The sequence below is a fragment of the Ruegeria sp. CDSA021 genome (assembly GCF_059612325.1).
In genome coordinates this window covers 203392-217492 of record NZ_JBXWQJ010000004.1, presented here as the reverse complement: position 1 = coordinate 217492, position 14101 = coordinate 203392, and the positions used below count along the sequence as shown (strand labels likewise).

12 protein-coding genes are annotated in these 14101 nt (G+C 56.9%); 5 read left to right on the top strand and 7 right to left on the bottom strand.

Annotated elements, in window-relative coordinates:
• The first annotated feature begins 147 nt into the window (after positions 1 to 147).
• Together AC2FLD_RS07235 and AC2FLD_RS07230 are read left to right on the top strand one after the other, a co-directional pair.
• Positions 148 to 1545 carry a bifunctional enoyl-CoA hydratase/phosphate acetyltransferase gene (locus AC2FLD_RS07235; protein ID WP_496668212.1) on the top strand — a complete coding sequence of 466 codons (1398 nt, stop codon included), beginning with the start codon at positions 148 to 150 and terminating at the stop codon, positions 1543 to 1545.
• Positions 1542 to 2738, top strand: coding sequence for an acetate/propionate family kinase (locus AC2FLD_RS07230; RefSeq protein ID WP_496668210.1), 1197 nt, complete (start codon positions 1542 to 1544; stop codon positions 2736 to 2738). Before AC2FLD_RS07235 ends, AC2FLD_RS07230 begins: the two co-directional genes overlap by 4 nt.
• Positions 2739 to 2745: 7 nt before the next feature.
• Here AC2FLD_RS07230 and AC2FLD_RS07225 read toward each other — a convergent pair whose 3' ends face one another.
• The 5 genes from AC2FLD_RS07225 to AC2FLD_RS07205 all read right to left on the bottom strand — a co-directional run bounded on the left by AC2FLD_RS07225 (position 2746) and on the right by AC2FLD_RS07205 (position 7733).
• A complete protein-coding gene (locus AC2FLD_RS07225) occupies positions 2746 to 3513 on the bottom strand; it encodes a citryl-CoA lyase (RefSeq protein ID WP_496668208.1) in 768 nt (255 codons plus the stop codon).
• Positions 3510 to 4694: a CaiB/BaiF CoA transferase family protein gene (locus AC2FLD_RS07220; protein ID WP_496668206.1), complete on the bottom strand. Its 1185-nt coding sequence runs from the start codon at positions 4692 to 4694 to the stop codon at positions 3510 to 3512. Before AC2FLD_RS07220 ends, AC2FLD_RS07225 begins: the two co-directional genes overlap by 4 nt.
• Positions 4687 to 6198, bottom strand: coding sequence for a tripartite tricarboxylate transporter permease (locus AC2FLD_RS07215; protein WP_496668204.1), 1512 nt, complete (start codon positions 6196 to 6198; stop codon positions 4687 to 4689). Before AC2FLD_RS07215 ends, AC2FLD_RS07220 begins: the two co-directional genes overlap by 8 nt.
• 1 nt (position 6199) lies before the next feature.
• Complete coding sequence (locus AC2FLD_RS07210) at positions 6200 to 6682, bottom strand: tripartite tricarboxylate transporter TctB family protein (protein ID WP_496668202.1); 483 nt, start codon at positions 6680 to 6682, stop codon at positions 6200 to 6202.
• A gap of 67 nt (positions 6683 to 6749) precedes the next feature.
• Positions 6750 to 7733, bottom strand: coding sequence for a Bug family tripartite tricarboxylate transporter substrate binding protein (locus tag AC2FLD_RS07205; RefSeq protein WP_496668200.1), 984 nt, complete (start codon positions 7731 to 7733; stop codon positions 6750 to 6752).
• A gap of 107 nt (positions 7734 to 7840) precedes the next feature.
• Between AC2FLD_RS07205 and AC2FLD_RS07200 the strand changes: the two genes are divergently transcribed.
• The 3 genes from AC2FLD_RS07200 to AC2FLD_RS07190 are packed head-to-tail and all read left to right on the top strand — an operon-like array spanning position 7841 to position 10843.
• On the top strand, positions 7841 to 8509 hold the full coding sequence (locus tag AC2FLD_RS07200) for a response regulator transcription factor (protein WP_050603782.1): 669 nt from the start codon (positions 7841 to 7843) through the stop codon (positions 8507 to 8509).
• A complete protein-coding gene (locus tag AC2FLD_RS07195) occupies positions 8499 to 9866 on the top strand; it encodes a sensor histidine kinase (protein WP_496668198.1) in 1368 nt (455 codons plus the stop codon). The genes AC2FLD_RS07200 and AC2FLD_RS07195 overlap by 11 nt, the downstream gene beginning before the upstream one ends.
• The gene (locus tag AC2FLD_RS07190; RefSeq protein ID WP_496668196.1) at positions 9845 to 10843 is read left to right on the top strand and encodes an ABC transporter substrate-binding protein; all 999 of its coding nucleotides are present in this window, start codon (positions 9845 to 9847) and stop codon (positions 10841 to 10843) included. The genes AC2FLD_RS07195 and AC2FLD_RS07190 overlap by 22 nt, the downstream gene beginning before the upstream one ends.
• An 11-nt stretch (positions 10844 to 10854) precedes the next feature.
• On the opposite strand, the gene AC2FLD_RS07185 is transcribed toward AC2FLD_RS07190, so the two are convergent.
• A complete protein-coding gene (locus AC2FLD_RS07185) occupies positions 10855 to 12171 on the bottom strand; it encodes an HlyD family type I secretion periplasmic adaptor subunit (RefSeq protein WP_496668194.1) in 1317 nt (438 codons plus the stop codon).
• A complete protein-coding gene (locus tag AC2FLD_RS07180; protein ID WP_496668192.1) occupies positions 12171 to 13910 on the bottom strand; it encodes a type I secretion system permease/ATPase in 1740 nt (579 codons plus the stop codon). Before AC2FLD_RS07180 ends, AC2FLD_RS07185 begins: the two co-directional genes overlap by 1 nt.
• Positions 13911 to 14101 lie beyond the last annotated feature (191 nt).

The following is a 14101-nucleotide window of genomic DNA, read 5'->3' as shown; positions in this document are numbered from 1 at the left end:
GCAACGACATGAAGCCGTTGCATACTGGACATAATGTGACGACCGACACGGTCGGCCTTATTGCATTGTTTTCATTGAGCGCTGAACTGAGTATCAGCAAGAGAGTTCGCAGCCCCGCCACACGGACCGAAACAGAATCGAAAGTTCATGCAGTATCACAACAAGCCCTATGACAAGCTTCAGGTCGGCGATACTGCCGAGCTGGTTCGCACTTGCTCGGTCGACGATTTCTATGTGTTCGCAAACAATTCCGGCAACCACAATCCGCTCCATCTGGCCAGTGAAGACGGCGATGGCGACCATACTAACGAAGCGGTTGCGCCAGCAATGTTTGTGGGGGCTCTGATCTCGGCCGTCTTGGGGAACGTTCTGCCGGGGGCAGGGACGCTCTACAAATCGCAAAACTTTGACTTTGTTGAACGGGCGCACGCTGGCGATGAATTGGTATCCAAGGTCACGGTTGCTGAAAAGCGGCCAGGTCGCGAGGTTGTCTTTGATACAGTCGTTACACGCCCGTCCGACGGTGCAGTGATCGTCAGTGGACAGGCTATTGTCATAGCGCCGGACAAAGAGTTAGCGTTTGCCGAGCTGGAATTGCCCGGGCTTGTGGTCAAACGCCATCGCCACTTTGACGCTATGCTGGATAAGGTGCGCCCCCTGCCGCCCATGCCAACGGCGGTTGTGGCCCCTGAAGACCCGAATTCTTTGGGTGGTGCCTTACTGGCCGCGCGCGAGACGATCATTGCCCCCATTTTGATAGGTGATCCTACGAAGATCGCAAACGCGGCGGCCGAAATCGGCGCTTCGCTGGACAAGTTTGAGATCATACCGCAGAGCGATCATTTCAGCGCAGCAAATACGGCGGTTGATCTTGTTTCTACGGGCCGGGCCAAGGCGTTGATGAAAGGGCATCTGCACACGGATGAACTGCTCAAGGCCGCGCTGCGACGTGAGAATGGCCTACGCGCGGGTCGCCGCTTTACCCATGTCTTTGTCATGGACGTGCCCGGACAACCCAGACCGCTGTTGGTGACGGACGCGGCGATCAACATCGAGCCGGATCTGGAAACCAAGATTGATATTGTCCAAAACGCAATAGATCTGGCCCTGTCGCTGGGGATCGAAAACCCGAGGGCGGGTATTTTGTCGGCCATCGAAACCGTCAATCCCTCCATTCGATCTTCGGTCGACGCGGCCCTGCTGTCGAAAATGGCGGAACGCGGTCAGATCACCGGTGGGCTGGTTGACGGACCTCTTGCCATGGACAATGCCGTCAGCCTTGCTGCCGCGCGATCCAAGGGGATTGTATCGAAAGTCGCAGGCAAAACCGATATTCTGGTGGTGCCCAATCTGGATGCCGGGAACATGATGGCCAAGCAACTGACCTATATCGCCAATGCAGAAGGTGCGGGTGTAGTGATGGGGGCCAAGGCGCCCATCATTCTGACCAGCCGGGCTGATGACGACAAGGCGCGGCTGGCGTCCTGTGCCGTTGCGGCCTTGCATGATGCATTCACCCTTTCGCCCTCCGGAGCACCCGAATGACACATGTCGTGACATTAAACGCTGGATCGTCTTCGATGAAATTTGGTCTGTTCGAGCTGACCAATGACGATCCGATCATGGTTTGCACCGGGGCAGTTGAGAGGATTAGCGAGGGCGAGCCGCTGGTCAAGGCCAAGTCATCCGACGGCAGTGTTCTTGCCAGTGGCACAGCGGGCGAAATCCACGATCACGCTGCTGCCCTGGATTGGGTTTTGAATCTGCTGGCACGCTCTTTCCCCAACAGCGAAGTGACTGCGGTAGGGCATCGTGTTGTCCATGGTGGTCCGGATATCGATGCGCCGCTACCGCTGACCGAAGCCTCCATTGAAGCGCTGGACAAGCTTTCACCCTTTGCACCATTGCACCAACCACACAATCTGGCTGGGGCGAAGGCGGCGATGGAACGGTTTCCGAACGCCGCCCAGATTGCCTGTTTCGACACAGCTTTTCACCGCAATCACCCGTGGGAAAATGACGTATTTGCGCTGCCGCGCGAGTATTACGACAAGGGTGTCCGTCGCTATGGCTTTCACGGGCTGAGCTATGAATACATCTCGGACCACATGGCAAAAACGGCCCCGCTGCTGCACGAAGGGCGGGTGGTCGTCGCTCATCTGGGAAATGGCGCGTCGATGTGTGCAATGATCGGCGGACGGTCCGTGGGCTCCACCATGGGGTTTTCGGCTCTGGACGGGCTGCCAATGGGATCACGTTGCGGCCAGCTTGATCCCGGCGTGGTGCTGTACCTGATGGAACAGGAAGGGCTCAGCGCTGACGAAATCTCGGACCTTCTGTTCCGCAAGTCGGGCTTGCTGGGCCTTTCCGGGCTATCGAATGATATGCGAACCTTGGAAAAAGCGGACACGCCTGAAAGCCGCCAGGCGATCAGCTATTTCACCTTCCGTATTCGACGCGAACTAGGAGCGATGGCGGCTATTCTGGGTGGCATCGATGCCTTGGTTTTCACTGGCGGGATCGGAGAAAACTCGCGTTTGGTACGCGACCGGGTTTGCTCTGGAATGGGGTGGCTAGGGATAGAACTGAACCCGGATGCAAATGCGGATAATGACCTGATCATCTCAACTGATCTGTCCCGCGTGGTGGTCATGGCGATCCCGACGAATGAAGAACTGATGATTGCCCGCGCCGCGTCGAATCTATTGGCCGAACGCCCACATTTGAAAACCGCGTAGGGGCGGTTTACGTCGCCTTATATGTCCAGCGGTAGGCGGGTGGGGTCGGCCCCTTGTTTCGACCCCCTTGCTGCATCTGTTCCCACGCATGGGCCAAAATACCGACAGATCGGGACAGGCAGAACAGGCCGCGTGCAAGCGGGGGCGCAAAGCCAAGTTCGGCGTAAATAACAGCAGTTGCGCCATCTATGTTCATCGGAACGGGCTTCCCTTTGCGCCTTGCCAACTCCGCCTCGATCGTTTGGCAAATCCGCATGAACTGACCGTCGCAGGCACCGTTTTTCACGGCTTCGGACACCAACGCCATCAAACGCGGGGCCCTAGGGTCCGTGGGGGTATGGAACCGGTGGCCAAAGCCCGGCAATATTTTCCCCTCGTTATTAATCCAGTCGTCCAGGGCCTGTTCCAAACTGCCGGGATGTTCAGTTACGAAATGGAAAAGAGTTACGGCTTGCTCGCCAGCCCCGCCGTGAACGTCCCCCAACATGTTCACGGCGCTTGCCATCGCGTTGTTGAGGGGCAGGCCGCAGGTTACTGCCATGCGCGCTGTAGCAATCGAAGGTGCCTGAGGCCCATGGTCTACTGCGGCGACCAATGCGGCCTCAAACAACCCGGCCTGCGCGTCGGAAGGGTGATCGCCGCACACCATGAACCAGATCATTTCAGCGAAGCTGAGGTTTCCGATCAAGTTCTGGATCGGTTCACCGCGCAAATCGATCCGGCCGGGTTCCATGTCAATGATGGATGTTGTCCACCAATCGGACACATCGCTCATATGATCCCCTCCTTGCGCAACGTGTCGATTTCTGCGCCGGACAAACCGACTTCAGTCCAAATTGAGGCATTGTCGGCCCCAAGCTCGGGTGGAGCGGTCTTTGGCATGCGCCGCGTGCCGTCCATCACGACAGGGCTGCCCGCAAGCTTCATGACTTCGCCCTGAACCTGCACAGACCCGATTAGGCCGCGACGGGAAAGCTGTTCGTCGGCAAGCGCCTGGGGCACGGTCAGAACCTGACCGGTCGGTACTCCAATGGCATTGAGTTCATGCACCCAATCTGCTGCGGCTCTGGTCCGAAGAGTCTGCTCCAGCGCTTCGCGCAATGTGTGACGGTTCTGTTTGCGGTCTTCGCGGGTTGCGTAGGCGGGATTGCTTAGCAGATCGTCCCGTCCCAGATGGCTTGCCAGGGCCTGCCACTGCTCATCTCGGTTGGCGGCGATATTGATCGGGCTGTCGCGCGTCGCAAAGGTGCCAGAGGGGGCAGAGGTTGTATTTTCGTTTCCGTGCGCTCCGGGCACGACACCGCCGACCAGATAGTTCGACACGACCCAACCCATCGTTGAAATCACCGCTTCGGACATAGCAACATCCAGATAGGTTCCGCGTGGGGTTGCGTTTAATGCAGCGGCAACGGCAAAGGCGGCCGTCATCCCGCCGACCGTATCCGCCAAAGGGTAGCCAACGCGATAGGGTGCAGTATCAGGTGCCCCGGTGATGGACATCACGCCACTGATGCCCTGAACGATCTGATCATAAGCCGGATCACCCCTTCGTGGGCCATCCTGACCGAACCCGCTTATGGCGCAGTAAATCAGGTTCGGATTGACCTCTCGCAAGACGTTGTAACCAAGCCCAAGGCGATCCATTACACCGGGTCGGAAATTTTCAACCAGCACATCAGCAGCTTGGACAAGACGTTTCAGCAACGCCCTGCCTTTTGCCGATTTCATGTCGAGCGTGACAGATTTCTTTTCGGCGTTTTGGGCCAGAAAGCTGATGCCCATGCCCGCTTTGTTTCTGTCGGGATCAGCGCCTAGAACGCGGGCAAGGTCGCCGCCACTAGGGCGTTCGACCTTGATCACTTCAGCTCCCATCAGCGCCAGTTGATAGCAGCAATACGGACCCGCAAGGACATTTGTCAGATCGAGCACCCGTATTCCTGCCAGCGGTTCAGTCACCTTCTGCAACCCCAGCCGCCCGCGCCCGTGCACGGCGTGCGCGATAGCTGGGCAGAAGCACCAGAAGTGCCGCGATGACCAGCAGACCCAGAGTCATCGGGCGTTCCCAGACGAAGGCGATGCCGTCATAGAGCTGCATCGAGCGGGCAAAGTTGTCTTCCATCATGCCACCAAGGATGAAGCCGATCAGCAACGGTGCCAGTGGGTAATCAGCGAATTTCAACGCTGTCGCGCAGACGCCGAAGCCAACAAGTATCAAAAGCTCAGTTGCATTGTTCTGCCCGATATAGGCCCCCATCAGGGTGAAGAACAAAATGAAGGGGATCAGGTAATTACGCGGAACCGAGAGAACTTTGGCGATGTATGGGATCAGGGGCAGGTTAAGGATCAGCAGCACGAGGTTACCGATGAACATTGACATGATCACGGCCCAGAAAATCTGCGGCTCATCCAACATCAGACGCGGGCCCGGTGTCACGTTCAGTGCAATCAGAGCCCCGAGCAAGATCGCCGTTGTACCAGAGCCGGGAATGCCAAGCGTCAGCAGCGGCACGAAAGACCCGGTGCAGGCAGCGTTGTTTGCCGATTCAGGAGCCGCAAGACCCTTGATTGAGCCTTTGCCGAATTCTTCCTGTTCGTCTTTCGGGGCAATGTTGCGTTCGACCGCATAGCCTAGGAAACTTGCAATCGTAGCGCCTGCGCCGGGCAGGACACCGATGAAGAATCCTTGTATCGATTGGCGACCAATCACAGGTGCGATGGCCTTTGCTTCGCTGCCTGATATCCGCAGATCTTTGATCTCGCCATCATCTCCCTGAAGGTCTTTTGGTTTGAGGACCAGAAACAGCGCTTCGGGCAAGGCGAACATGGCCATTGCCAAGGTGATGAACCCAAACCCGGACTGCAGGTCCATGATACCCATGGTGAATCGCGGCAAGTTGAACAATGCGCCTTCGCCCACGGTTGCCATGATCAGCCCGAGAAGCGTCATAATGACCGCTTTGGCAACTTGTCCCGTTCCTGCAAAGGCTGCAATGGCCGATAAGCCAACCACCATCAGGGCGAAATACTCTGCCGAGTGAAAGAGCAATGCCACGGACGACAGGGCAGGGGCGAAGACCATCAGCAAAATGGCACCAATTGTACCGCCTGCAAAACTTGCGATTGCTGCAATGGTCAAAGCTTTTCCTGCTTTCCCCTGGCGAGCCATCGGGTAGCCGTCAAAGCTGGACGCAACAGTGCCCGCGACCCCCGGCGCGTTGAGAAGGATCGAAGAGGTGGAGCCGCCAAAGATGGCCCCATAGTAAACCCCGGCCAGCAGGATCAACGCCGCGGACGGATCGCCCATGGAAATAGCAACAGGAATCATAATGGCGATGATCGACATCGGGCCGAGGCCCGGGAGCATGCCGATGAATGTACCTATAAGACATCCTGCGATGACCATCAGCAGGTTTTGAATTGAGAATGCCGTTTGCAGGCCGATCAGAAGTCCTTCAAGCATGTCAGCCTCCGAAAATGCCCGGCAAGGGGCGCATGTAGATGCCAAGAACTTCCTGAACCAGATACCAGACGGCACCTGTTGCTATGAAAGCGACGGGAAGCATAATGTGCCATTTTCGCTCGCCCAGAATGAATGATCCCAGGATCAGGAAAGCCGAAGTCGAGATCAGAAACCCGACGGGGCGCAGGCAGAGGGCGTAGATCACCATCAGGGCCAACAGCATCAACGCCTGGTCAAGATGGTAATCACCCAACCGCCGATAATCGATATCGGCTTCTTTGGGTTCAGCCTTTTCGAAACCCAGCAGAATGATCGTGGTGGTGATGATTCCCAGAATCGACAGCACTTTTGGGAAGGTGCTGGGCCAAATGGGGTTTCTCTGCATGAAAGGGGGAAGGCTGCCGTCCATCGTGAACCAAGCGGCGTAGCCATATGTTAAACACACACCCAGAAGAACGAGCGCGATCCAGCGATCCAGCGCCATGAGACCCCCTCCTTTTTTCTTGTTGTTGGGGATGGCAGAGCGGGTACCCGCTCTGCCCGTCGTGATTTTAAAGGAAGCCCAGTTTTTTCATCAGATCACCTATCTGCTGTTCCTGCTGCTCCAGGAATGACTGGAAGTCGTCGCCTGAATTGTGGATGTTCACCCAACCGTTACGTGCGCGAACCTCTTCCCATTCAGGAGTGTCGTACATCTTGGCAATCGCGGCCTGATAGGCGGTCAGCTTGTCTTCGGGCAAACCCGGGGCTGCAAAGAAACCACGCCAGTTCACGAAGGTTGTGTCGATGCCCTGCTCCTTCATGGTCATGGCATCAGGAGCCGCATCAACACGTTCTTCCGACGTCACGCCGATGATTTTGACTTCGCCCGCGTTTGCCAGATCGACCGCCTCCGAGAAACCGGTGGATAGCCCCGCAATCTCACCCGACAGCAGGGCTGCCATGGCTTTGCCACCCGCGTCATAGGGGATGTATTTCACGCCAAGCGCATCTTTGCCTGCCGCTTCCATCACCATCGCGGCCACCAAGTGGTCCATACCGCCGGGCACCGAGCCGCCGCCAATCGCTGTTCCGCCCGGGTCGGCGTCAAAGGCGGCAAGCAGATCATCCATCGAGTTGATGGGGCTGTCTTTGCCCACAACGATCGCGGCATAATCACCAATGGTGCCCGAGACCAACGTCAAGTCGCGGAAGTTATGTGGGAATACGCCGGTCAGGGAACGGATCACGATCGGCGTGGAGTTCACCATCAGCGTACCATGATTGCTGTCAGCGTTTTCGATCAGGTAACCAATGGCTTTGCCGCCACCACCACCCGACATGTTTTCGTAGGACGCAGTGCCCACAAGACCCGCGTTCGTCAGCGCTTCGCCAGTACCACGTGCGGTGCCGTCCCAGCCGCCGCCTGCGCCGCCGGGGATCAGAAAGTGGATGCTGTCCACAACCTGATGATCATCGGCCAGAGCCGGCCCCGTTAGGCCGATTGCGGCCACGGCTGCGATCAGGGCGCGGCGGCCCAGTGTGAATGTCGTCATGATGTCCTCCCATTTGACAACCGGCCGCGTCGCGGCTCAGATTGACAGAACAAAAACACATCAACCTGACATCAACCTGTCACGTGCCAAAATAGTGCCAAAGCCCCATGAAGTTCTTGCTAGTTGAAGACAGTCACGACCTTGCACGCGCGATTTGTTCACGCATGAGGTTAGACGGACATGTGATTGATCATGCAGCAAATTTGGACGATGCAACCGGCTTTGTAGAAACTCAGGATTATGACCTGATCCTGCTGGACATCATGCTGCCCGACGGGGATGGGCGCGACTTTCTGAAACGCCATCGCGCAGGCAATCGGGATACGCCCGTCATTGTGCTGACGGCCCGCAGTCAGGTATCGGATCGAATCGGTTCGCTGGATCTGGGGGCAGACGACTATGTCACCAAACCTTTCGATCACGCAGAACTCGAGGCCCGCTGTCGCGCCGTACTACGCCGCAAATCCGGGAATACGACGACGAAGATCGAGGTCGGCGGCATCGTCTTCGACCCGCTGGCGGGCCACCTGACCGTAGGGGATCAGACCTTTTCCCTGCGTAACCGTGAGTTGCGCCTGCTCGAATTGTTCATCAACGCACCTGGACAGGTTTTTTCAAAGCAAAAGCTAACAGACCGGCTGTTTTCTTACGACGACACGGTCTCGGATAATGCGATTGAGGTCTATGTGGGTCGCTTGCGCAAGCATCTGGAACCGTCTGACTTGAAGATCACAACACTTCGCGGACTGGGATACAGGCTGGATCATGCCTCTTGATCCCAATGTGTCAGGATCGCTGCGGAACAGATTGGTTCTAACCCTCATCGGGGGTGCTGCTCTACTTGCCTTTCTTCTGTTTGTAGCGGTCCGAAATTATGCCGCGCAGGTCGCGCAACAGGGGCAGGACAATATTCTGGGCGCTTCCGTGACCTCTATTCTGGATGCGGCAGCCTTGCGTGAAGGTGAGCTTGAGGTTGATATTCCATACGCCGCCTTTGCAATGCTGAGCACCCCGTCAGACGACCGGGTCTTTTACGCGATTTATCAGGATGGGGAATTTCTGTCTGGATACAAAGACCTGTCGCCATCGTTAGGGCAGAGTGACAGCCGGTGGCGCTTTCAATCCAACTACGTCCGAGGTGAGACCATCCGACAGGTAAGTGCCAACCGAACGCTGGTTGGATTGGACAAACAAACCGTAGTCGAAATTGTGCTGGGGCAAACACAAGATGCGTTGGCGGAAACTCTGGACCAGATCTCACGCAACGCGGCAGTTCTTGGGATCGGGTTCTTTGCCCTTGCCGCCGCCTTGTCCTTTTGGGCGACGTCTTCGACCATTGGGCAGTTGAACAGGCTGACGACCTCTGTCACCCGCCGGGGCCCGCAAGATCTGAGCCCCTTCAAAAAACCCGTGCCCCGCGAAATGGCACCATTGGTCGCCTCGCTGAACTCTTTGATGGGTCGGCTCGATCAGTCTCTGAGCCAATCCGAAGACTTCATCGCCGAGGCGGCGCACCGCGTGCGGACCCCGCTGGCAACAGTCAGATCTTATGCTGACGCAACTTTGCAAAGGGTTGAGAAGGAAGAGAACCGCGAAGCGTTGCGATCGATGGTACGGGCCATTGACGAAAGCTCGCGGGCGGCGGGGCAGTTGCTGGATCATGCGATGATCACGTTCCGCGCGGATCACCTGGAGCGGGAAGAGATCGACCTTGTCGCTCTGGTCCGAGACTTGGTGCAGCGTTTGACACCGATTGCCGAAATGAAGGACTTGTCCCTATCCTTGGATGGCGATGCGGAGGTTCTTTATTCCGGGGATCCTATTCTCATCCAGAACGCGGTGCGTAACATGATCGATAATGCACTCAAATATGCACCTTCTGACAGTTCTGTCCGCATTGAGGTAACGTCTGCCCCGACTAAGCAGATTCGTGTCAAAGACCGCGGACCCGGGTTCCCGCCAAACGAAATCCATACGCTGACACGCCGCTTCGAGCGTGGAAAAAACGCAAGCGGCACCATCGGGTCCGGCTTGGGTCTGACCATCGTGCAGGACGTCGCAACTGCCCATGGCGGCACGCTGGAACTAGAGAACCGACAAGGGGGCGGCGCATGCGTTACATTATCGCTCTGATTTTGTTTTTCTTTCCAACAGTTGTATTGGCACAAGCCTGGGAAGACAGACAGGTGTTTAATGCTGAGGCAGGTCAGACCCGCCTGCGGGTGATCTCAAGCACGGATACATTCCTTTTCGCGCCGCTGATTGCCGCGTTTCTTGAGGAGAACCCGGGTATCTCGGTAGATTACATGGTGACGGGCACAGCAGACATCGACCGGATCGTTCGCAGTGCGCCCGCCGACTTTGATATCGTCATTTCCAGTGCAATGGACCTGCAACTAAAATTGGCAAATGACGGTTTTGGGCGGGTAATTGATGACGTCAGGCTGCCGTCTTGGGCGCAATGGCACCAAAGTTTGTTTGCGTTTACGTTCGAGCCCGCGACAATTGTGGTCAACCGTGCCGCTTTTGAAGGTGGCCCCATGCCCGAAACTCGCCAGCAGCTTATTGAAATGCTGCGCGCGCGCCCGGACGAATTCTTGGGGCGCGTGGGGACATATGACATTCGGCAATCCGGTCTGGGCTATCTTTTTGCCACCCAGGATGCCCGCGCATCCGAAACCTATTGGCGTCTGATGGAGGTCATGGGCGGGTTGAATGTTCGCCTGTACTGCTGCTCGGCCGACATGATTGACGATCTTGTCAACGGAGAGATCGCCGTAGCGTACAACGTTTTAGGCAGTTATGCCTCCGCCCGGGCTGGCGGCAAGGACGTGCTAGAGGTCATCCTGCCATCTGATTTTCAGACCACCATGATGCGCACGGCATTGGTGCTGGACGGCACCCCAGAACCTGATGCTGCGGCGACCTTTGTGCAGCATCTTGTTTCAAGCCCTGCAGGAAGCGTTTTTTCTCTTCCGCCGCTGGCGCTCTACGACGCAGGGGCGGAGCGGGAAGCGATTGGGCTCGACCCGGCCCTGCTGACCTTTCTGGACAGGTTGAAGCGCCGCCGGTTTCTGACGGAATGGGAAAGCGCGGTGATCCAGAGATAACCGCGCCGGCTTTACTCTCGGAAAGCGCGATTGAAGTAATCCGCCATCGGTTTGACCAGATAAGACAACGGCGTGCGCTCGTCAGTTTTGATCAGCGTCTCTACCGGCATACCGGGCAAAAGCTCCTGCCCATTGAGACGTTCCAACTGCCCATCATTCAGGGCAACTTCAGCACGGTAGAAGGTTAAACCGGACTGTTCGTCGGTGAACGTGTCCGCCGAGACATTGTTGACCTGCCCGTCCAACTCGGGTGTTTCGCGCTGATTGAACGCGGGAAAGCGCAGGGCCACCGGCTGACCAACATGCAATTGATCCACATTGATCGCATCCACACGTGCGGCAACCAGCAACGGCGTGTCCTGAGGAACGACATACATCATCGGCTCACCCGGCTGTACAACCGACTGCAAGGCGAACACCTGACTTCCGTACACGGTGCCACTGACTGGTGATCGAATGTCCAGGCGAGTCAGGCGTTCGGTCAAAGACAGTCTGCGTTCGGATAGTTCCGCGATCTGTGCCTGTACATCCCGCAAGGTGGTGATGGCTTCTTCTCTCCGGGTTGCGGTCAGTTCGACGATCTGAATCTCGGTAGACGCGATCTGCCCTTTCAGGCGCGCAACAGCAGCTTCCAATCGGCCAATCTCACCGGTCAGGCTGGCCTCTTCCCGTTGTAAGGCAAGCACCCGGCTGGTTTGCGTCAGACCTCGTTTCAACAGGCTTTGCTGATCTTCCAGTTCATCCTCAATCAATTCGACCTGACGACGCAGCGAGACCAACTGGGCCTGAGTGCCTTCGATTTCGCTTTCGATCTGAACCAACTGTTTGCGCAGCTGTTCATCTTGTCTGGTCAGCGTCTCAAGCCGGGCTTCGAACAGGTTCAGCTGGCCCGAAATCAGGTCGGCATCAATTTCATACTCAGTCTGAACCTCACTCAACCGTGTGGCCAGCTCAGCGGATGTCAGGCCATCCCTTTCCGCCTCCAGCCGAGCGCGCCGCACCAGCAGTTCGAAAAGCTGTGCCTCGACAATCGTCTGTTCGGAGGACAGGAAAGTATCGTCCAGACGTATCAGCATGTCGCCCGATGACACCACATCCCCGTCGCGCACGAAAATCTCGCCGACCACGCCACCATCGAGATGTTCCACAACCTGGCGATTGCTTTGCACTTCGATCACACCCGAAGACACGATGGCCCCGGCCAAACGCGTTTTGACAGACCAGATGCCCAATCCGCCGACCAGAATGACAAGGGCTGCAAACCCGACCAGCGCAGGAATCTTCATGCTCCAGATCTGAGCTGGGTTCTGTGCAGATTTCTTCGCCATTATTCACCTACGGGGCTGAGCTTGCGCTTAATCGCGCCTGCGTTCTGGACCATTGCGCCCAGGACTTCGTCCCGGCTACCGAATCTCACAACCTGTCCTTTTTCGACCACGGCCAGATCGTCACATTCCGAGATGGCCTGTGGGCGGTGCGTCATGATGATCGTGGATTTGCCCGCTTCCTTCAGACCTCTTACAGCCGCGTTCAACGCCTCTGTGCCGTCGGCGTCCAAGGCAGAGTTCGGTTCGTCCAATATCAGAAGAACTGGGTTGCCATAGAGGGCGCGGGCCAGAGCGATCCTCTGTTTCTGACCCCCGGATAGTTGACTGTCATTGCCTTCAAGGAACGTGCCGTAGCCCTTTTCCAGTGACAGGATCAATTCATGAGCGTTGGCTTTCTTGGCCGCCGCCACAACGGCTTCGGAGTCCGGCTTTTCAGACATACGGGCGATGTTTTCAGCGACGGTTCCGTTGAACAGTGTCACCTGTTGCGGCAGATAACCTATATGGCTACCCAGATCATTGGGATCATACTGATCCAACGTGGCGCCACCTAGCCTGATCTCGCCTGCGGCGGGGCGCCATAGCCCTAGCAACGCTTTGGCCAATGTCGTCTTTCCCGACCCGCTTTTGCCGATGACGCCCAGTGCTTTGCCGGGCTCGAGCTTCAGGTTTACGCCCCGAAGCGTCGGTGTCGACGTACCAGGGGGAATCACGGTCAGAGATTTGGCTTCCAATTGCGCCTTGGGCACAGGCAGGCGAATCCGTTCTTCTTCCGGTGGCATCAGGTCGAGGAACCGGTTCAGCGACACCCAGGCCGTTCTGGCACGTTCAACGAGGCTCCATTGCCCAACGGCCTGTTCGACGGGCGCAAGGGCGCGACCCAAAAGGATTGAGCCTGCAATCATCGCGCCAGGTGTCATTTCGTTTTGCAAAACCAACCAAGCGCCCAGGGCCAGCATGGCAGATTGAAAAAACAGCCGTAACGACTTGGTCAGCGACGTAAAGCTACCGGTCCAATCGCTTGCTGCAATGGACTGACGTAAAGCGTCCGAACGCTGGTTCAGCCATCGTTTGGTCACGTCCGCTTGCATACCCTGCGACCGTACAACCTCAGCCGCTTGTCTGGCGTGTTCAGAAAAAGCGTTGGCCCGCGCGCTTGCGGATTGGGCTTCGGCCACTTTTCGGCTGGTCATCGCCTGATTAAGTAGCGCAATTGCCACAAGCAGCACCCCACTGGTCACTGCCAACCATCCCAAAAGAGGGTGAAACAGGAAAATCGCGCCTAAGAAGACGGGTGTCCATGGTATGTCCATGACGGCCAGCAGAACCGGTGATGAGCACAGGTTTCTGATGGACTCCAGATCACGCAAAGCCGTTGCCGGGGCCGAGCGGACCTGCGGAACAAGCGAGCGGCGCATTGTGGCCTCAAAAACCCGTTCATCCAGCTGAGACTGAAACCGCGCGCCAAATCGGGCAACGATACGTCCTCGCGCAAAATCGAGCATGGCCATCAACGCGTAAAGCAGAGCGACCAGCAAGAACAAAGCAGTCAGAGTTTCCACCGCGCGCGAAGCCAGAACCCGGTCATATACCTGCAGCATGAACAAGGGACCGGTCAGCATCAGCAGATTGACGAAGATGCTGAACAAGAACGCCAGCGCCAGAAAGGCGACGCCTTGATTCCGCACGTTGCGCAGTTCGTGGCGGGGGGGCGCAGTTAAGCGGTGTTCAGGTTTCACTGTTATCAATCCACATCATTTAGGGAAGCATCGCCGCATTTAGAAAGCTAGTTCAGCATTGCCAAGTTTGCACACACTATTTTGAGCAAGAAACCGCAAACGCGATACTAAAAAGCGGCATCATTTAGCCGTTGTTTCCTATTTGCGCAAGACAGGTCCACGCGGACGTCGTGGCGCAAATTTCGGTTTGA